This is a genomic window from Bacillus sp. HY001 (genome assembly GCF_007558965.1).
GTDB lineage: Bacteria > Bacillota > Bacilli > Bacillales > Bacillaceae_G > Bacillus_A > Bacillus_A mobilis.
Window position 1 is genome coordinate 18,381 of the sequence record NZ_VLTE01000020.1, and the last position, 20,270, is coordinate 38,650.

Genomic DNA, 20,270 nt, shown 5'->3' on the forward strand with positions numbered 1-20,270 from the left:
TCCCCCGTTTTATAAAGATTGACTCCAATCATGCACAGCATGATTTTCTAAGAAGCGTTCGGAATCCAATGCAGCCATACAACCAGTTCCTGCAGCCGTAATTGCTTGACGATACTTATGGTCTTGCACATCTCCACATGCAAATACTCCTGGTATATTTGTCTCTGTCGTTCCTGGTTTTACAACAATATAACCAGCTTCATCTATCTTAACTTGACCATTTAAAAACTCTGTATTTGGACGATGGCCAATCGCAATGAAAATACCGTCAGTTTCAATAATTTCTTCCTCACCAGTTTCGTTATCTTTCACTTTTAGACCTGTAACTTTTCCATCTGCTATTACTTCTATCGGTGTTTTATTTAATCCCCAAGTAATTTTCTCGTTTGCTTTTGCACGATCTTGCATGATTTTAGATGCACGTAGTTCATCTCTACGATGTACAATATGAACTTCTGTTGCAAACTTTGTTAGGAAGTTTGCTTCTTCCATTGCAGAGTCTCCACCACCAACTACAATGACTTTTTTACCACGATAGAAGAATCCATCACATGTTGCACAAGTTCCTACTCCACGACCCATATTTTCCTTCTCTCCTGGAATCCCGAGTAATTTAGCAGAAGCACCTGTAGAAACAATAATGGATTCAGCTTCTATCTCTTCCATTCCAGTTACAGTGATTTTAAATGGTCGCTTAGATACATCCACTTTTTCTACCCAACCATTTTTAAACTCTGCACCAAATCGTTCTGCTTGTTTCCTCATATTGTCCATTAGCTCTGGTCCCATAATACCATCAGGGAAACCTGGAAAGTTCTCTACATCCGTTGTCGTAGTTAATTGTCCACCCGGCTGAGTTCCTTCAATAATAAGTGGATTCATATTCGCACGTGCTAAGTAGATAGCTGCTGTTAATCCGGCTGGTCCTGTTCCTAAAATAACGACTTTATGCATTGTGAATGCCTCCTAATGAACAATTATTGAACTGTCAATTCTTTTAGTTTTTCATATCCAATAACATCTTCTGATTGCCAAGGAATAATCACACTATTATGTTTTGATTCTTTTTGAACTTCTTGAATCCATTGCACTTCAGATTGTGATCGTCCCTTTAATACTGGGTCTATTGTATGCGTTGCATAAAAGCTTTGATTAATTACCCACCATTTCGGATAAATTTCTGCACGTTTTAAATCCTCTTGTAGACGACTTGCTTCATGAACTGGTGTCGCTTCTGCTAACGTTACAATTACAACACTTGTTTCCTCTGGATTACGAAGACGTGGTAGTAAGTTTTTCACAGACTGCGGTACTTCACCTGAAGATCTTGCGATTTCTTTATGATACGTTTGCGCCGCATCTAGTAACAATAATGTGTGACCTGTTGGTGCGGTATCAATTACCACGATTTCATCATTTGCTTTTTCAACAATATCAGCTAAAGCACGGAATACCGCAATCTCCTCTGTACAAGGAGAACGTAAATCTTCTTCTAAATACGCTAACCCTTCTTCATCTACTGTATCTTTCGCCTGCTCAATAACTTCCTTACGGTAATTTTCTACTTCTAGTTTTGGATCAATACGGCTTATCGTAATATTCCCTTGTTCGCCATGCATAACATAATCAATATGTGCCGCTGGATCCGTTGTAGTTAAATGTACATGATGTCCTTTTTCAGCAAGCCCAACTGCAATTGCTGAAGCTACAGTTGTTTTTCCTACTCCACCTTTTCCCATTGTAAAAATAACTCTTTTTCCTGTCTTAGATAGGTCTGTAATCAAGTTTTGAAGAGGTGGTATAGAAACATTGTGTTGTTCTTCATCTGAAATTGAAAGATTTTCTATTGGTTGAACCAACTTTCTCATATTCTCTATGCCAGTAACATTAAACGGCACTAATGGAATTTCATAAGCTGGAAGATCTTTCAGTTCTTCTGTCATGTTTTCTAACGCACGTACTTGTCTTGTAAACAATGCTTTAGAAACACTATCATTTTGCACATAGTTCGTTAAAACACCATTTACTAGCAAATATTGATTACTAACTCCAATTTCTTTTAACTCTTTGGCTGCACGTTCTGCTTCTTGCAACGGGGAACTATCAGGACGTGTCACAAGCATTAACGATGTTTGCTTTGGATTAGATAACGCTTCAACAGTTTGACTATATAATTCTTTTTTATCTCCAAGTCCCGCTAACGGTCCTAGACAAGAAGCTCCATGTGTACTTTCTTCTAGGAATCCGCTCCAAGCTGTTGGAAGTTGAAGAAGACGGAGCGTATGTCCTGTTGGCGCTGTATCGAAAATAATGTGATCGAATTTCGATGTTAATTCTTTATTTGTAAGTAACGTAGAAAACTCATCAAAAGCTGCAATTTCTACTGTACACGCTCCGGATAATTGCTCTTCCATTGTCGCAATAACCGTATCAGGTAGCTTTCCACGATATGGACCAACAACACGCTCTTTATATTCATGAGCAGCTGTTTCAGGATCTAAGTTAGCTACATGTAGATTCGGAACATTAGGAATGACTTTTGGTTTATTGGTTAGTTCGATTTCAAATACGTCTTGCAAATTTGAAGCGGGATCAGTACTAATTAACAAAACACGTTTCCCCATATCAGCTAACGTTATGGCTGTTGCACATGCGGTTGATGTTTTACCTACGCCACCTTTACCAGTAAAGAATAGAAATGGTGTAAATGTCATTGTGCTTGGATTAAATAGGTTTGTCATTGCCTTTCACTTCTTTCTCTATTTTTTTACGTTTACATTTAAACGTATCTTTGGCTTCTGACTTAACTCTTCTTCCGTCATATTCGTTAATTGTGCTAATTCTTCATTTGTTAAATGAACTCTTTCTTTTACTATCTTTCCATCTACTATAGTTACAGGTAACACATCTGGTCCTTTATCCATTAATAACTGACTAATAACACTGTTATTAGCAAAAGCATCTGGTTCACTCGCAAGATTATAACGAGTTACATCAATTCCTTTATTTTTCAAATTGTTAACAGCAACTGATATACGAATTAATTCTGAATCAACACTTGGGCCGCAAACTCCGGTAGAGCAACACATTGCAGGATCAAAAATTTCAATCTTTTTCATCTCTGATTTCTCCCCTTCTTTATAAAATAAGCCGAGAAAAAATTCTCGGCTTATTTTGTTTTCAATTATTCTCCTGTTTCAGCAAACTTTTTAATACGTTCACCAATTTCATCACGAACTTTTTGGAATACAGACCACTCTTGACCAGCTGGATCATCAAAGCCCCAGTGAACTCGTTTTACATGTGGTGGCGTTGTTGGACATACATCATTTGCATGGCCACAAAGCGTTACAACAAGATCCGCTTTGTCTAAAATGTCGCGATCAATAATATCAGATGTTTGATCCGTGATATCGATGTCTACTTCATTCAGTGCTTTAATCGCATTTGGATTTACTCCGTGTGCCTCAATACCAGCAGAAAGTACATTCCATTTGTCACCTAAATATTTTTTGCCCCAAGCTTCTGCCATTTGGCTACGACAAGAGTTTCCTGTGCATAAGAAGTAAATTGTTTTTTTGTTTTCCATGATAATTCCACCTTTATTATAATTAGTTATTTTGGTTGTGTTTGAAAGTATTTACGTTGGAACCAAAGTGCTACATTTACAAGCGCTATCATAACTGGCACCTCGACTAAAGGTCCGATAACTGCCGCAAACGCTGCACCAGACTGGATTCCAAATACACCTACAGCTACAGCGATTGCTAATTCAAAGTTGTTACTTCCAGCTGTAAATGCTAATGTTGTTGATACTCCATAACTTGCACCAATTTTCTTACCCATATAGAAAGAGATAAAGAACATTAATACAAAATAAATCAGTAATGGGATTGCAATACGTACAACATCGAATGGTACGCTAATAATAGCTTCACCTTGTAATGAGAACATCACAATAATTGTAAATAATAATGCGATTAATGTAATTGGGCTGATTTTGGGAATGAATACTTTTTCGTACCACTCTCGCCCTTTTGTTTTTACAAAAATAAAACGTGTTAACATTCCTGCGATGAACGGAATTCCTAAATAAATAAAGACTGATTTTGCAACCTCTGCCATTGTAATATCTACAACAGCTCCTTCAATTCCTAACCATTCTGGAATGACTGTTACAAACACATAAGCGTATACTGAGAAAAATAACATTTGGAATACAGAGTTAAAAGCAACTAATCCTGCCGCATACTCCGTATCACCTTTCGCTAAGTCATTCCATACGATAACCATCGCAATACAACGAGCTAAACCAATCATGATTAAGCCCACCATGTATTCTGGCTTATCCTGTAAAAATATAATTGCCAAGGCAAACATAAGAATAGGACCAATAATCCAGTTTTGTACAAGTGATAATACCAATACTTTTACATCTTTAAAAACGCGCCCCATCTCTTCATAACGAACTTTTGCTAATGGAGGATACATCATTAAAATTAACCCAATCGCAAGTGGTATAGAGGTTGTTCCTACTTGTAAGCTATTCATGCCCTCAACAAATCCAGGGGATATATAGCCAACTCCAATTCCTACTGCCATTGCAAGAAAAATCCAAAGGGTTAGATATCGATCTAGGAAAGACAGACGTTTTTTCCCCGTGTTGCTCATCCTTCTCACTTCCCTTTCTAACTATTTATTAACAACCACACTGGAGTGTAGGATTGCTCTTCTCAATTTGTTTAATTTTCTCTGTTTGGTCTGGTACATGCGCTAAAATATCTTCTAAAAGTGCGTATAAATCACTTGTTTGATTTAAAGAATAATAAATCCACTGACCTCTACGCTCTTCTTGCACCAAGCCTAAATCCTTTAACTTTCGAAGATGTTGACTGATTGAAGGTTGACTCATGTCAAACACTTCAAGAAGTTCACAGACACAACATTCACGTTGTTTGAGAATTGATACTATTGTTAGTCTTGTTTTGTCTCCTAGTAGCTTTAGTAACTGTGACACTCTTGTTAATTCTATAACCGTTTTTTCCATATCCACACCTCCTATTTATAAATACATAAGCATACACTTATATATTGAGCGAAAATTAAACATAATATTCATTAAATAGATTCTTTTTTAATTTTCTCTCCTTCTTGAAATAAGTATATAATTAACTACTTATATAATCAACCGAAAAGCTCATTCTTTACAAAACCTTTACAATACTTCTTTACAACGTATTCTTACAGACCTTTGTATCTCTTGCCACATAACAGATATAAAAGAAAACCGAATGGACCTGTTAAAAAAACAGCAACTAACCATACTACAAAATACTGTTTACTCATTTTATGCTGTCGATACTCTAATGTGATATATGTACACATAAAAATGATTAGTAGGTAAATCCCCACAATAAATAATTGATCAATCAAATAGATCTCCCCTTTTAATAAATTTTTCATCCCTTTTGTAAAGATTTGTTAGAAATTCTTTTCTATAACAATAACATAAGTATATAGTTATATACTTAATAATTCACTTTTTTCTATTTTTTAGTTGTTACTACATACTGTAAACATACTGTACCTAGATAAAATAAAAAGAGCCTTTTACAAAGGCCCTTAATGTGATTTAATTTTCTAAATATCTATATAAAGTAGATTTACTGATTCCAGTTTCTTCTCGTATTTCAGCTAAACTATAGTTACCACTTTGATACATTACAATAGCACGCTTTACATTCTCATCAGGTTTTCTTGGGCGTCCTGCTGTAACTCCCTTTTGTTTCCCTTCATACAAGCCTTTCTTCGTTTTTTCACTAATTACATCACTTTGAAAATCAACAAGATGTTTTATAATATCTCCAAAATGATACCCATTTGCATGACTCGTATCAATATCTTCTTGAACAAAGTAAATGTAAGCACCTTTATTATCAATGACTTGTAATAACTCAACAAGATGACGTGTTGAATCAGCTAATGTGAACAGTTTTGTAACAACAATTTTATCATCTTGCTTTAGGTTATCTATCATATTTTTAAGTTGTACTCTTTTTTTGCCGATGAATGTTCCTCTGAGATAATCATCGTACAATTACATTTCTCTAAGCTTTTGAGTTGTTCTTCACATTTCAAGTCATCTTGGGGTTCAGCCGGGATACGTGTAAAAATGGGTCATAGACTGGATTTCATTTCCATGACATAACCTTTTTCTACTTTTATAGATACATGACGGGGTCCCGCCAACCAAATGACATAAAAACCACTCTAAGACTCTAATTTCCAATTTAAAAACTGTTTTTCTATATATTAAGTAATTTCGGTTATTATACTTCCAACATACTCATGCATCGTTTTCCCCAAAAACACAGGTATGGTTGAAATAAGTTCAAAAAAACAGAAAGACCTCGTTCAAGAATATTTATCATGAATGAGGTCTTTTTATTATAAAAGTTGTTTCATTTCTACCTTAAAAATGTTGTATATTCATTGACTTTAAACAATTAAACTAGTTCTGTTGCATGAAAATCGCATTTATATCTTTTTAACAAATTCAGATTTTAATTTCATCGCTCCAAAACCATCAATTTTGCAATCAATATCATGGTCTCCATCCACTAAACGAATACTTTTTACTTTTGTACCGATTTTTACAACAGATGAAGTTCCTTTTACTTTAAGATCTTTAATGACTGTTACAGAATCACCATCGTTTAGTACATTTCCATTTGCATCTTTAATTACCTTTGTATCTTCACTATTTTCAGTTTCTGATTCTAAAGTCCACTCATGGGCACATTCTGGGCAAACAAAAAGATTTCCATCTTCGTAAGTGTACTCTGAATTACATTTTGGGCAATTAGGTAAATTAGACATATTTTTATTTCCTCCACTTGTAGTCATTCATTATATATAGCTTTTTAAAACTTCCCTTTTATAATTTCATAAGACTAACAATTCTAAAGTTGAAATTTAAGAAGTTGCCCTTATCTATGTTTCAAGAACCTATTTTTATCGCAGATCCTTCAGTTTCTTAATGATCATGTTCGGTGTTGCCCATTCATCACGGTCAAAGTCAGAAATAGACACTTCAATGTTTAAACGTTCTTGAAATTCTACTAATAAAGATACTGTAGCAAAAGAATCTAGAATTCCTTCTTCGAATAATTGCACATCTGGGTTCTCTTTTACGATATCATTTTCACATACGTCTTCTAACACATTTAATACTTGCTCTTTAAATTGAGACATTATTTATTCTCCTCTATATCCATGATTTATAATGAATTTCTTCATAGTATTCTATTTTTTAACACATCATTTAAAAGAATTTGCCCCATCATCATTACAAAGTTATCCCTGGTCTTTGTATAATAGTTATTAAGGCTTAACAGATAGTTGTTCCCTGGAACATATGTGATTACAAATCCATTGTTTGTTTCTTTAGGAAAAGGAATATATATGTTTTTAACATCCGGGTTTATGGCAGAAAAATCTTTTGGAAATAAACAATTTAGATTACTTAAGAACTCTTTTCCATTAGAGATAGGTTGGATTTTTTTAGCTATGTTCACACCATCTTTATTTTTACTCGAAGCTACTCCCCATATAATTACACCACCAGAAACATGAGAAAAAAACGAGACATTTTTTTCATAATTATTTTTATCCTCTTTTGAAAAGATACTGTTTGTATAATCCGTTTTTCGTTTAAATGTAAGGAAGATATTCTCTTCTTGCTGTTTCATGATCATATGTTGGATGTATGAAAAACCTTCTTGTTCACACCTTGCAAAAATCTTTTCCGCATTCTCCAAAGCAAACTTTCTCCTTCTCTATTTTTTAATAAAAGGATTAAAAGAGTAGATCTAATCAAACAAACTTTGTATGTGAAGTAAATTTTTTAAAAATCTAATGCATTTGCCTTATTCTTTATTGTATTCACTTCCTGAGATTGTTGAGAAAGCTCGGTACATTCATGAAAAGCGAAATGCTTACACCCTATACATTTCTTTGTATTCAAATGTCCTAAAGCACAGTTAATGGCTTCCCCGGTATGATCAAAAAAGTTTTCTTCCCCAATCTCAGCATACAATCCATTCTTATCTAGAGTTGCTTTTAGCTCTGATTGAATTCCTGAAATGAGAAGTACGCCACCTTGTTTTTTAAAATGCTGAACAATATTCCTAAAGTAAGACTCTCCTGTTGTATCAATAAAAGGAACTTTTCCCATACGTAAAATTAAAACTTTGGGTTTATAATGAATGGTTGCTAAAATATTTTGTTCAAATGTTTGAGCAGCCCCAAAGAATAATGGCCCTTCTATTGTGTAAATACCAATTTGCGGGCAATCATGAGCTTTATTTACCACATGGGGTAACAATTTTTCATTCTTTTTTGTATGATCAGGAAGCACTTTAGATATGACAAGCATATTACTCATACGTTTTGTAAACAAAATAACCGCTAAAATAAGACCGATTTCTACAGCTGTTGTCAAACTTGTAAATACAGTAAGCAAAAATGTTACAAGCAAGACAAGGGAATCCCCCGTCTTCATTTTAAGTATGTGAACAAAATGTTTTTGTTCACTCATATTCCAAGCTACCACCATTAAAATGGGAGCCATACTGGCAAGTGGAATATGTGAAGCATATGGAGCCAATAGTAGAAGTGTGAATAACACAAATACCCCGTGAAAAACACCTGACATCGCAGATGTAGCTCCGCTCTTAATATTAGTTGCTGTTCGAGCGATCGCTCCAGTTGCTGGAATTCCTCCAAATAACGGTGTAACAATATTGGCAATTCCTTGACCAATCAGTTCTTTGTTACTGTTGTGTTTACTATTTGTCATACCATCTGCCACGACAGCGGATAAAAGAGATTCAATACCACCCAACATAGCAATAACAAATGCAGGACCGATTAACTGTTTTATACGCTCTAATGTGATTTCGGGTATACCAAATTGAGGAAGTGTGTTTGGAATCGTACCATATGCTGTACCAATAGTAGGTACATGACCTGAGAAAAATATAGTTGCAATTAAAGTTGATATAACAACACCTACTAATGAACCTGGCACTTTTGGCAAAATCTTTGGTGTTATGAGTATAACAAAAAGGCAAATCAAAGCAGTTATAACACTGTAAAAATTGATCGTACCGATATGAGTGAAGATTTCCTTCAGGTTTGCTATAAATTCCTCATGCTTTTTTATACCTGTTAGACCTAAAAAACTAGCAATTTGTCCCGTAAAGATAATGACAGCAATACCTGATGTAAAGCCAATTGTTACAGGTCGTGGAATAAACTTAATTAAAGAGCCTAGTTTAAAAATTCCCATAAGACATAAGATAATTCCAGCTAATAAACCAGCAAGTAGTAAATTTTCATACCCATAGGTAATAACAATTCCTAAAAGAATCGGAACAAAAGCACCTGTAGGTCCTCCAATTTGATACTTTGAACCACCAAATAGCGAAATGAGTATCCCGGCAATACATGTTGTATAAATCCCATACTCTGGCTTAACACCAGAGGCTATAGCAAAAGACATAGCAAGTGGAATCGCAACAACTCCAACAATTATTCCTGAAAGAAGATCCTTTTGAAAATGTCCCAATGAATATCCTGCAAACCTTCCCGTAAATAACCCTCTCATTACAAACCCTTCTTTTCTATTTTTAATAAATCTTACTTCCTCCGAAAGAATATTATCTTTTATTGAATTTGAATTGCAAATTCATTTCTTATACTCTTACACTTTTTCCTTATTTAAAAGAGAGCATCATCCTAATATTGGTTATATGTTTTGCTTAAATGACGCTCTAGTTTGCTGATATCTCCACCTTGTTGTACGTAGAATTTCAATCTTTCCGCTAGAAGCTCTCCGGCTCGACTATCTAGCTTCTTCGTATCTATAAACGAGGTAATTCTTACCTTATCTGGAGTAATATCTCTACGAAACATTTGTCCTGGAATTTCAATCCAGAAACGATTCCATTCATCCAATAACCCTATTTGGTCAAATAAAAAGCTCTGAATCCCGCATAACCAAGCTGTACAAGCAGTATTTCTTTTTTGACATCCAACTCCATCCTGTAAATGTTGACATGAAAAACAACAAGAATTTCCACTTTTAATACAAACATTACAAACGTGATGAGCTCCTATTGAGCGAAATATGTCCATTCCATGTTGAATGATATCTTCTTTCTTAACTTCAATGCTCAACCTAACCCTCCTTACCTATCGTTTCAAGTTCTGTTTCATCTAGTTCTTCTAACATTGAAATCGTATCGATTAAATGGTTGTTAAAAATTTTTCGTGCAACTACCAGTAAATCCACAATCATAGGGTCTCGTAGAGAATATAAAACTCGTTTTCCATCTTTAGTACCAACAACAATGTTTTTTGAACGTAGTACACTTAATTGTTGAGAAACAGCTGAACCTTCCTTGTTAAGGATGGTTTGAATTTCATTTACACTTCTTTCACCCTCTGACAATAGTTCTAGAATACCTATTCGCAAAGGATGTGATAAGGCTTTAAAAAAATCAGCTTTAAATTGTTGCATTTCGGTTCCCATTAAAACACCTCTAGTATTTATTTTTAATTATAACCCCAAAAGTATCATATACATCTTCAAATGTTTGAATATGTATATGATACTTCTAGAACTTAAAATTTTCAATATAAACATTTAAACCAACATGATGAAATTTTTAACATGATTTATATAAAATAAAAAAACAAACGATTCTTTAGAGAAAGAATCGTTTGTTTTTTATTAGTGAGTAACTACTTTTCTACACAATTTTTGTAGGTTAAATTAGGTTCTATGCCAAGTATAATTACTATTTAATTTTCTAGATACCTGTATAGCGTGGATTTGCTAATCCCTGTTTCATCTTTTATTTGAACGAGACTATACTCTCCACTTTGATACATGACTATCGCACGTTTTACATTTTTGTCAGGTTTTCTGGGTCGTCCAGGAGTGATTCCTTTTTGTTTTGCTTCATATAAACCTTTTTTTGTTTTTTCACTTATCACGTCACTTTGAAAATTAACAAGATGATTTACAATATAGCCGAATGGATATCCAGCTGTATTGCTTGTATCAATTCCCTCAGTAAGAGATTGAAAATAAGCACCTTTCCTATCAATGTTTTCTATTAACTCCACTAGATGGCGTGTTGAATCAGCTAATGTAAAAAGTTTTGTAACGACTATTTTATCACCTGGGTTCAGGTTACTTATCATACTTTTAAGTTGTGTTCTTTTTTTGGCTGATGAATGTTCCTCTGAAACGATTGTTGTACAATTTACTTTTTCTAATTTTTTTAGTTGTTCTTCGCATTTCAGATCATCTTGATACGGTCTCATATATCCGATTAACATACATGCTCTCCTAACAGTTAAGACGTTTCTTTTATCATACCATAACTTGGACGAGTAAAATAAGTATCAAAAAGGTTCCTTTTTGGGACGATAAGTGTTAGACTGTTTTTATCGTAATGTGAACACGGCTTTTATGAGACTTAAAAGCCAAAAAATAAATGATATGAGGTGTATAAAACAGTGGTAGAAAAATTAAAAACAGAATGGTTTTCAAATGTTAGAGCGGATATCCTTGCGGGGATTGTTGTTGCACTAGCATTAATTCCAGAGGCAATTGCATTTTCAATTATTGCAGGTGTAGATCCGATGGTGGGATTATATGCATCCTTTTGTATTGCAGTTATTATTGCCTTTGTAGGTGGTCGTCCTGGAATGATTTCAGCGGCAACAGGTGCAATGGCATTACTTATGGTTCCTTTAGTAAAAGAGCACGGGCTAAATTATTTATTAGCCGCAACAATTTTAACAGGTGTTATACAAATTATTTTTGGTGTATGTAAAGTAGCACGATTAATGAAATTTATCCCACGTGCTGTCATGATTGGGTTTGTTAATGCTTTAGCAATTTTAATTTTTATGGCTCAAGTACCACATTTTATTGGTATTTCCAATCTGACATATGTATTTGTTGCAATTACATTAGCAATTGTCTATATTGTACCGCGATTTATTAAATCAATTCCAGCTCCATTAATAGCGATTGTATTATTAACAGCGATTGCGATTTATATGCATTTGGACTTACGAACTGTCGGTGATTTAGGAGCGATTACAAAATCATTACCATCGTTCTTTATTCCAGACGTTCCATTCACATTTGAAACATTAAGCATTATTTTTCCATATTCCATTGCTTTAGCGATTGTTGGACTATTGGAATCTTTACTAACAGCGTCTATTGTAGATGACATGACTGGAACAGAAAGTAATAAAAATCAAGAGTCCCGAGGTCAAGGAATCGCTAATATTGTTACGGGTTTCTTTGGTGGTATGGCAGGTTGTGCAATGATTGGGCAATCTGTAATCAACGTAAAATCAGGCGGACGTGGTAGACTGTCTACTCTAATCGCAGGACTATTTTTAATGTTTCTCATCATTGTATTAGGAGATTTAGTTGTACAAATTCCAATGCCTGTTCTAGTAGGTATTATGATTATGGTTTCCATTGGTACATTTGATTGGTCTTCGTTCTCATATTTAGTAAAAGCGCCAAGAAGTGATGCAGCAGTTATGTTAGTGACAGTTATTATCGTAGTTGCAACGCATGATTTATCTAAAGGTGTAATTGCTGGTGTATTACTAAGTGCTATATTCTTTGTTGCTAAAATTTCAAAGATAAAAGTTACAAAACGACAAGATGGTTCAAATATGATATTTGATGTAGATGGTCAATTGTTCTTTGCATCTGTAGAAGGATTCGTAGAATCATTTGATTTTAATGTTAAAAATAGAAGCATTGTCATTGATTTCTCAAACACGCATGTTTGGGATGATTCGGCAGTTGGAGCTATCGACAAAGTTGTTATTAAGTACCAAGAAAATCAAAATATTGTTACCATTACAAACTTAAATTCTTCTAGTAAGAAACTCGTAGAAAAATTAGCTGTATATAATAACCCAAATAGAAAAGCTTCTTCACATTAATTCATGATTAGGAGTGAAAATTATGTATAAAAAAATCCTATTGGCTGTAGATGGTTCTGAACATTCCTTACGTGCTACACAAGAAGCAATAAAAATTGCATCCTTAGCTAACGAATGTACAGTTGAGATTGTATTTGTAGTTGATTATGCAAAAGCAAAGAATGAAGTTATTCACGCACAAGGGAAAGAAGAATTAGAGTTATCCCGTCGTAAGAGACTTTTACCTATTGAAGAAAAATTAAAAGAAAATCGTATTTCTTATGAAGTTAAAATATTACATGGTGAACCAGGGCTAACCATTGTAGAGCATGCGAATAAAGGTCATTTTGAATTAGTGGTACTTGGTAGTCGTGGACTCAATGCGTTGCAAGAAATGGTACTAGGAAGTGTGAGCCATAAAGTAGCTAAAAGGGTTCAATGTCCAGTACTGATTGTAAAATAATATATTTTTTGTATGATTCCTGATTTTGAAAATTCTTATTCAAAATCAGGAATTTTTATAATAAAGGAAACTTGAAATATTTTAATATGTAAGGAGTTGGCACATGAAAACACTACAAAGTGGAAAAACAAAGATTTTTGCTTTAGGTGGCCTTGGAGAAATTGGAAAGAATATGTATGTCATTGAGTATGAAGATGAAATCATCATTGTAGATGCCGGATTTAAATTTCCTGACTCTGAACTATTAGGTATTGATTATGTTATACCCGATTATACGTATCTAGAAAGAAATAAAGATAAAATAAAAGGATTATTCATCACACACGGACATGAAGATCATATTGGCGGGGTTCCCTTTCTATTTAAATGCATACAAGTACCGATATATGCTGGGAAGCTAGCTGCAGCATTAATTAAAAGTAAATTTGAAGAACATAATATCCGCCATGTTGAAATAAGAAATATATTGGATGAAACAGAAGTTAAATTTCAACACACGAAAGTACGTTTTTACCGAACAACACATAGTATTCCTGACGCATTTGGTATAGTAGTCACCACTCCAAATGGAAATGTTGTACATACTGGTGATTTCAAATTCGATTTTACACCCGCTGGTACTGAGGCGAACCTACACAAAATTGCTGAAATCGGAAAAGAAGGTGTATTGTGTTTACTATCCGACAGTACAAATAGTGAAGTTCCTGGCTTTTCAATGTCAGAAAAAAAGGTTGGGCAGTCTGTAAAGGAAATCTTTTCAGAGGCTCAGGGACGTATCTTATTTGCCACTTTTGCATCTAACGTTCACAGATTGCAACAGGTTGTAGAGGCTTCTATTTTGTATAATCGTAAAGTTGTAGTTGTAGGAAGAAGTATGGAAAAAACAATTCAAATCGGAAGAGACTTAGGATACATCCAAGCTCCAAAGGACATATTCGTTGGCGTACATGAAATCAATCATATTCCAAGTCACCAAGTAACTATTATATGTACGGGAAGTCAAGGGGAACCAATGGCAGCTTTATCAAGAATTGCATATAATAATCACCGACAAATTCAAATTATTCCTGGAGATACAGTTGTTCTTTCTTCCTCCCCGATTCCAGGGAATGTGTTAAGTGTTAACAGAACGATTAATCAACTATATCGAGTAGGTGCAAATGTAATTCATCATAAAATAAGTGATATTCATACATCTGGTCATGGAGCACAAGAAGAACAAAAATTGATGCTCTCCCTTTTAAAGCCGAAATATTTCATGCCTATTCACGGAGAATATCGTATGTTAAAAAAGCATGTAGAATTAGCTGTAGAATGTGGTGTCCCTTTAGAAAATTGTTTTGTTATGGATAATGGGCAAGTATTAGAAATCTCCAAAGGAGAGGCTAGAATTAGTAGTAAAACCATATCTTCTCAGGCTGTGTATGTTGACGGGAGTGGTATAGGTGATATTGGAAACATTGTTTTACGTGACCGTAGAATTTTATCTGAAGAAGGAATCATTATTATAAGCCTAAATTTAGATTGTAAACAAAAGCGATTAGTATCTCAGCCGGCGATTGTTACAAGAGGCTTTGTATATATGCGTGGATCAGAAGAACTCATGAAGAAAATAGAAGATATTGTAGAAGATTGTATATGTAATTTACTAAATGAAGGGATCATAAATTGGGCACAAATAAAACAAACACTTGTAGAAGTATTAAGTCCATTCTTATATTCCAAAACCGGACGTCGGCCAATGCTTCTTCCAATCATTATGGAAGTTTAAAAAGAAAAACATTCATAATATTTATACCTTATTTTATGTATTCCAATACGTCAGGTTCCAAACTATTAAGGTACTAGATTAATAAAAAGCAAAAACCAGTGATGCCACCAATCACTGGTTTTTGCTTTTGGATTTGAAATCATTACAATATTAGCCTAATAATTTTTCCATAATCATAACATCGACATGCTCGCCGTCCATGATTCCCTGTTTTTCAAATACCCCTACTTCTCGATAGCCCATTTTACGATATAACCCTTGGCCAAGATTATTAAAAGAAAAAGTGAATAAAACAAATTTATAGAATTCATTTTGTTGTCCATTTTTTTCTAGTGCTAAAAGTAAATTCTGTCCCAAACCTTTTCCTCTATATTCTCTTTTTATGTATATAGATAATTCTCCTACTCCACGATAGGCGCATCGATGACTGTATGGATTAATGGAAGCCCAGCCAACGATATGAGAATTTTCTTCCATGACAATTACTGAATATCTTTTTTCTCGTTGAAATAGCCATTCCATTACATATTTATCTGTTCTTATTTCTGTCTCTAAAGTTGCAATACGATCTTCGATACCCTCATTATAAATAGTCGTAATTTCTTGTACATCTTGTTCAGTTGCTTTTCTAATCTCCATACTTATTTCCCCCTAATCTCCCTTACCTTTACATTACTTTTGATTTTTGACTTAAGTTGTGCAATTTAAGGACGTAACCAAATCCCCACCAAGTCATAGGGTTAATATCATTATCTAAAATATTCATTTTTCAAATAGCTTATTAGCTTTCTCACAACAAATTTAGCATCCGATCCAACTCCCCTTAATGTCGCAGAAGAAAACGAACGTTGACCTTCCAAGCCAACATAATACACCCCTTGGACCTCTGTACTTACACCAGCTATTTGTAAAGGTCTTCCTTCTGAGTCCAGTGCTCCAATAGCATTGAAGTAAGAGAGATTAGGGTGATAGCCCGTTGCAAAAATGACCGTATCGATTGGCTCCTTCTTCCCATCAGGCCAAACTACACCATCAGTGTAAAAAGATGTAAACATAGACCTTTGATCTGGATTCCCCCTAGCTAATCGTTCCTTGTAATCACCTAAATCGATGACTCCTCCTGAACTCGGTGCTGTTTTTCCAAATCGCCAAAACGGAAAGGTATCTACACCTAATACCTTAAGCCAAAAATGTAAATCCTTCCCCCACACTTTTTGTTTCATGAGTTGAACAGGCTTTCGTACAGCTAAAGATACTTTACTTACATCGGCCAGTTCAAGTGCAATTTGGACAGCTGAATTTCTCCGCCCCACCACCACTACTCTTTGATTAATATACTGATTCGGACTCCGATACATAGCGGAATGTATAATATTCCCCTTGAATTCCTCTTGATCCTTTATTATCGGATTAAACGGACTGTGGAAAGAACCAGTTGCATTTATAATAGTTCTAGTCAAAAATGTCTTTCCAGAGACTGTTTGAACTTTAAATATTCCATCTTCTTTTTCTATAGATTCTACTCGCTGATTTAACATAACTGGTAGCTGAAAATTGTCCACATAATTTTGCAAGTAATCAATCACTTCGTTCCTCGTGGGATAATCATCAGGATGCCCTGGGAATTGCATTCCAGGTAACGATGAAAAACGTGCGGGAGAAAACAATTTCAGACTTTCATAATAGTAAGGCCAAGACCCAGCTGTTCGCTCACTCGCTTCTAATATTAAAAACTGTAATCCTTTTTTTTGAAGGTGATAACCAGACGCAAGACCAGCTTGCCCTCCTCCAATTACAATGGAATCTAATATTTCTTTCATCATTATCCCACCTTTGATTTACTTATTTAATTAGATTCTTTTAATTCTCGATACGCTTCAAGGAAACTCTGATAAGTTTTCTTTCCTAAACTGTTTTTTTCGAGTCTGAACATACTTTGAAAAACATAATCCTTTGCATTTTCAACATTACATTGGTGGGCATTCATTATTAATCTTATATAGGATACAAAATAGTCTTTCTTTAAATTACCCGCATGATTAATAACCATTTCATTGTGTTCTCCTTTCAAACTTAATTCTTCTGTAAGGAGGCGTAATATAAATTACTACTCCTTACAGTCAGTCTCCTTAACAACAAGATTCTGTACCACAACATGAATCATCTACTTTATTAGGCTTTACATTCACACTACAAACACCAGTCTCTGGCAAATCAAGTTCTACTTTTTCAGCTGCCTCATAATCACCAGTAAGGTAAGCAACTATAGATCTAACTTGTTCATATCCTGTCGCCATAAGGAAAGTAGGCGCTCTTCCATAACTTTTTGAACCTACAATATAGAAACCTTTCTCTGGGTGTCGAAGCTCTTTTTCACCATGGGGGCGAACAGTGCCACAACTATGAAGGTTAGGATCGATTAGTGGTGCTAAAGCCCCTACACTTTCAGTAGCAGTATCAATAGAAGTACGTATTTCACTTATCATAGATAAATTAGGACGATTCCCTGTATTTACAATCATCTCTTGGATATCAGTAATTTTTATTTCTTTCTCATCTTGATGACCTACAATGTCCATTCCATTTTTTGTACTAACTACGTATTGAATTTTATATGGTGTCATTACTTCCACGATTCCTTCATCAACCAATTGATGAATGTGGCTACCTAAGGTTCCGCGCGCTTCAAGAGCATCTTTTTCCTCTCCCCCGTATGCTTCTTCCACACGTTGCTTTCTCATAATCCATACAATCTTAGTCCCTGGATAGGACTCCTTTAATTTTGCCAACTCCAATAAAGCATTGATTGCAGAATGACCACTTCCAACGACAGCTACATGCTTATTGGCATATCGCTTTTGTTCGTTTCCTAATATATCTGGAATACCATAAAAAATATGCTCGTTAAGGGATTGCTCTTCTTTCAACCAGATACCATTAGAATTTGCCGGATTTGGATTTCCCCACGTACCGGAAGCATCTAATATCGCTCTAGCTTCATAAACTTGAAGTACACCTTCTTTTTCTGTATAGATCATAAATGGCATTTTTTCACGATTCGTTGTTTTCATTTTATCTGTATCCTTCTTACCTATAGATAGTACTTTAGTATTCAAATGGATAAATGGTTTAATTTCCGGAAGATTCGCAAGCGGTTGTAAGTATTGTTCTACAATTTCTCTTCCTGTTGGTAATGCTTTTATGTCTGGTGATTCCCAGCCATGTTGTTCAAGAAGAGCTAGAGCTGCTTTATCTATGTTATATTGCCAAGGTGAGAATAACCGCACATGGCCCCATGTAAGGATGTTTGAACCTATATTTGCCCCAGCTTCTAATAAGATAAATGATTCACCATGTTTTGCTAAATGTGCAGCTGCAGCTAAACCTACAGGACCTCCCCCAATAATGGCAACTGGTAACTGTTTTAATCCTTGCATATCGATATTGCTTTGTAATGTTTGATTGTCTGTTCCACAACAATCTTGTACTTTGAATGAAAGTTGAATAGGTTTCATAAAAAAACCTCCTAATTTTCTTTAAATTTGTAAGTGTAAAATATAAATTTAATTATTTAAATCAAAAAAAGTTGATTTAAATACCAGAATGATTATTCGAGTTTAATCATTTATAAAAAGCTGTATTGATCAAAAAAAATTGATTAATAATATATTAAAATGCTATTTCGCCCCAACCAAAATTATGACATAGGACGAAATATACAGCATAATTGCTCAGATAATAGTGCATCTACTTCTTCTTTATTAATGTTATAGTAACTCCATGTCCCTTTTGTTTCTTTTGTAATAAGATTTGCATCAAGTAAAAGTTTTAAATGATACGAAAGTTTTGATTGTGGTAATTCAAGAACACCCGTTAAATCGCATACACAAGTTTCTCCACGTTGGCACAATTCATACAAGATGTGTAACCTTTTTTGATCTGCCAATGCTTTGAACTTTTTTTCATATTTTTCAAAGGATTGAGGAGTTGATTGATTGTATAATTTTATTTCTTTCATGGTAATTTCCTTTCATCAATTTTTTTTGATATTTATAATATATATGCCTTTCATTACTTTTGCAACTAATAAATCAAAAAAAATTGATTTATTAGTTGCAAAAGTAATTATTAATTAAAAAGACATTTACTAATATCATCCGTAAATGTCTTTTTAATATTAACGTAAACCACTGACTTTTTAAGAAATCCAACTGCTCACTAGATTTACAAATTGACCAATCTTAATAGCAAGTTGAGATCCCCCTTCCACCGTTGAATTAATTTCCGTCAAAGCATTTGTTGTTCTTCTAAGAAGAGACGGCTTCGGTTCATGACCTTCCTCGATATTTTGTACTACCTCTCCAACAAAATCTATAGCATCTTCTTGAACATCTTTATTTTCCATAGATGCCCCTCTTAGGAGTTCCATTAGTTCTTGAGCTATTTTTTTAAGCTCCTTCCCCTCATCTTGGTTATTTATTTGATTAGCTTCAATATTCCCTTGTTCTGCATAATTAAATTGTCCTACATTACCTTGAATTAATACTTTTGCATTCGGTTTTTCATCAATTCCCAATTCAATTGCCATCTCCTCTAAATAATCTGTAATATGATTTACTAAAAGTCTTACAACTTGATAATTAAATTCTCGTACTTGATCTGAAAATTTTGCTCCTTTATAGAAAGCATATCCAAATGTTAATTCATGATAATCATTTAAGTGCACTGTTGCATATTTTAAAAGTTGATAAATAAAGCTGATTTCTTCATTATTATCAATAGGAATATCATACTTTGAACCATATGTCTTTAGTCCTATCATTTCCTCTAAATTATAGTCTTGTGTATGACATTTACGTATAAAGTCATAAATAATAGGTTCACTTTCAATATATGTAACAAACTTTTTAGCCAATCTCATGGTCTCATGTATATCACTTGAATTCAACAAATCTCCAGAGACTCTCCTAAAATTTTTAGAGAGAATTTTAAATTTTTTAA

At 34.2% G+C, this 20,270-nt stretch carries 22 protein-coding genes and 1 pseudogene; 3 read left to right on the forward strand and 20 right to left on the reverse strand.

The annotated features are described in order from the left end of the window. Window positions 1-9: 9 nt before the first annotated feature. The 14 genes and pseudogenes from trxB to FOT98_RS11750 all read right to left on the reverse strand — a co-directional run bounded on the left by trxB (window position 10) and on the right by FOT98_RS11750 (window position 11,412). On the reverse strand, window positions 10-954 hold the full coding sequence (trxB, locus tag FOT98_RS11680) for a thioredoxin-disulfide reductase (RefSeq protein ID WP_000549739.1): 945 nt from the start codon (window positions 952-954) through the stop codon (window positions 10-12). A gap of 23 nt (window positions 955-977) precedes the next feature. Then, the gene (gene arsA / locus FOT98_RS11685; protein WP_000182869.1) at window positions 978-2,741 is read right to left on the reverse strand and encodes an arsenical pump-driving ATPase; all 1,764 of its coding nucleotides are present in this window, start codon (window positions 2,739-2,741) and stop codon (window positions 978-980) included. Between the two features lie 18 nt (window positions 2,742-2,759). After that, window positions 2,760-3,119: an arsenite efflux transporter metallochaperone ArsD gene (arsD, locus tag FOT98_RS11690; protein ID WP_000717840.1), complete on the reverse strand. Its 360-nt coding sequence runs from the start codon at window positions 3,117-3,119 to the stop codon at window positions 2,760-2,762. 65 nt (window positions 3,120-3,184) lie between these two features. Beyond that, complete coding sequence (gene arsC, locus FOT98_RS11695) at window positions 3,185-3,589, reverse strand: arsenate reductase (thioredoxin) (protein WP_000428325.1); 405 nt, start codon at window positions 3,587-3,589, stop codon at window positions 3,185-3,187. Window positions 3,590-3,615: 26 nt separating this feature from the next. After that, window positions 3,616-4,671: an ACR3 family arsenite efflux transporter gene (arsB, locus tag FOT98_RS11700; protein ID WP_000072354.1), complete on the reverse strand. Its 1,056-nt coding sequence runs from the start codon at window positions 4,669-4,671 to the stop codon at window positions 3,616-3,618. A gap of 28 nt (window positions 4,672-4,699) precedes the next feature. Next, window positions 4,700-5,047 (reverse strand): ArsR/SmtB family transcription factor, encoded by a 348-nt coding sequence (locus tag FOT98_RS11705; protein WP_000416301.1) that lies wholly within the window; start codon window positions 5,045-5,047, stop codon window positions 4,700-4,702. Window positions 5,048-5,632: 585 nt separating this feature from the next. Next, window positions 5,633-6,174: pseudogene (locus FOT98_RS11715) on the reverse strand (recombinase family protein). 363 nt (window positions 6,175-6,537) lie between these two features. Then, window positions 6,538-6,879 carry a zinc ribbon domain-containing protein YjdM gene (locus FOT98_RS11720; RefSeq protein ID WP_000067663.1) on the reverse strand — a complete coding sequence of 114 codons (342 nt, stop codon included), beginning with the start codon at window positions 6,877-6,879 and terminating at the stop codon, window positions 6,538-6,540. A gap of 135 nt (window positions 6,880-7,014) precedes the next feature. Continuing rightward, on the reverse strand, window positions 7,015-7,254 hold the full coding sequence (gene dltC, locus FOT98_RS11725; protein ID WP_000077294.1) for a D-alanine--poly(phosphoribitol) ligase subunit DltC: 240 nt from the start codon (window positions 7,252-7,254) through the stop codon (window positions 7,015-7,017). A 41-nt stretch (window positions 7,255-7,295) separates the two neighbouring features. Further along, entirely contained in the window at window positions 7,296-7,820 is a 525-nt protein-coding gene (locus FOT98_RS11730) for a hypothetical protein (protein WP_000426344.1), read from the reverse strand. Window positions 7,821-7,906: 86 nt separating this feature from the next. Further along, complete coding sequence (locus tag FOT98_RS11735; protein WP_001214613.1) at window positions 7,907-9,670, reverse strand: SulP family inorganic anion transporter; 1,764 nt, start codon at window positions 9,668-9,670, stop codon at window positions 7,907-7,909. A gap of 131 nt (window positions 9,671-9,801) precedes the next feature. After that, a complete protein-coding gene (locus tag FOT98_RS11740; RefSeq protein WP_000021465.1) occupies window positions 9,802-10,242 on the reverse strand; it encodes a hypothetical protein in 441 nt (146 codons plus the stop codon). 1 nt (window position 10,243) lies between these two features. After that, window positions 10,244-10,597, reverse strand: a complete 354-nt coding sequence (locus FOT98_RS11745; protein WP_000536398.1) for an ArsR/SmtB family transcription factor — start codon at window positions 10,595-10,597, stop codon at window positions 10,244-10,246. A 272-nt stretch (window positions 10,598-10,869) separates the two neighbouring features. After that, on the reverse strand, window positions 10,870-11,412 hold the full coding sequence (locus FOT98_RS11750) for a recombinase family protein (RefSeq protein ID WP_000904931.1): 543 nt from the start codon (window positions 11,410-11,412) through the stop codon (window positions 10,870-10,872). Between the two features lie 180 nt (window positions 11,413-11,592). On the opposite strand from FOT98_RS11750, the gene FOT98_RS11755 reads away from it, so the two are divergent. The 3 genes from FOT98_RS11755 (at window position 11,593) to rnjA (ending at window position 15,269) form a co-directional block, all read left to right on the forward strand. After that, a complete protein-coding gene (locus FOT98_RS11755; RefSeq protein WP_000229539.1) occupies window positions 11,593-13,056 on the forward strand; it encodes a SulP family inorganic anion transporter in 1,464 nt (487 codons plus the stop codon). A 22-nt stretch (window positions 13,057-13,078) separates the two neighbouring features. Continuing rightward, window positions 13,079-13,498: a universal stress protein gene (locus FOT98_RS11760; RefSeq protein ID WP_000277007.1), complete on the forward strand. Its 420-nt coding sequence runs from the start codon at window positions 13,079-13,081 to the stop codon at window positions 13,496-13,498. A gap of 103 nt (window positions 13,499-13,601) precedes the next feature. Further along, complete coding sequence (gene rnjA / locus FOT98_RS11765) at window positions 13,602-15,269, forward strand: ribonuclease J1 (protein ID WP_000854867.1); 1,668 nt, start codon at window positions 13,602-13,604, stop codon at window positions 15,267-15,269. A 150-nt stretch (window positions 15,270-15,419) separates the two neighbouring features. On the opposite strand, the gene FOT98_RS11770 is transcribed toward rnjA, so the two are convergent. From FOT98_RS11770 to FOT98_RS11795, 6 genes are all read right to left on the reverse strand, one after another. Beyond that, entirely contained in the window at window positions 15,420-15,908 is a 489-nt protein-coding gene (locus tag FOT98_RS11770) for an arsinothricin resistance N-acetyltransferase ArsN1 family A (RefSeq protein WP_000405749.1), read from the reverse strand. Between the two features lie 110 nt (window positions 15,909-16,018). Continuing rightward, window positions 16,019-17,089 carry a flavin-containing monooxygenase gene (locus FOT98_RS11775; RefSeq protein ID WP_000658827.1) on the reverse strand — a complete coding sequence of 357 codons (1,071 nt, stop codon included), beginning with the start codon at window positions 17,087-17,089 and terminating at the stop codon, window positions 16,019-16,021. A gap of 26 nt (window positions 17,090-17,115) precedes the next feature. Continuing rightward, window positions 17,116-17,319 (reverse strand): hypothetical protein, encoded by a 204-nt coding sequence (locus FOT98_RS11780; RefSeq protein ID WP_000236376.1) that lies wholly within the window; start codon window positions 17,317-17,319, stop codon window positions 17,116-17,118. A gap of 79 nt (window positions 17,320-17,398) precedes the next feature. After that, the gene (locus FOT98_RS11785) at window positions 17,399-18,784 is read right to left on the reverse strand and encodes an FAD-dependent oxidoreductase (RefSeq protein ID WP_000802654.1); all 1,386 of its coding nucleotides are present in this window, start codon (window positions 18,782-18,784) and stop codon (window positions 17,399-17,401) included. Between the two features lie 182 nt (window positions 18,785-18,966). Then, window positions 18,967-19,287 (reverse strand): ArsR/SmtB family transcription factor, encoded by a 321-nt coding sequence (locus tag FOT98_RS11790; protein WP_000658768.1) that lies wholly within the window; start codon window positions 19,285-19,287, stop codon window positions 18,967-18,969. Between the two features lie 180 nt (window positions 19,288-19,467). Next, window positions 19,468-20,190, reverse strand: a complete 723-nt coding sequence (locus tag FOT98_RS11795) for a hypothetical protein (RefSeq protein ID WP_002019908.1) — start codon at window positions 20,188-20,190, stop codon at window positions 19,468-19,470. Between the last annotated feature and the right edge of the window lie 80 nt (window positions 20,191-20,270).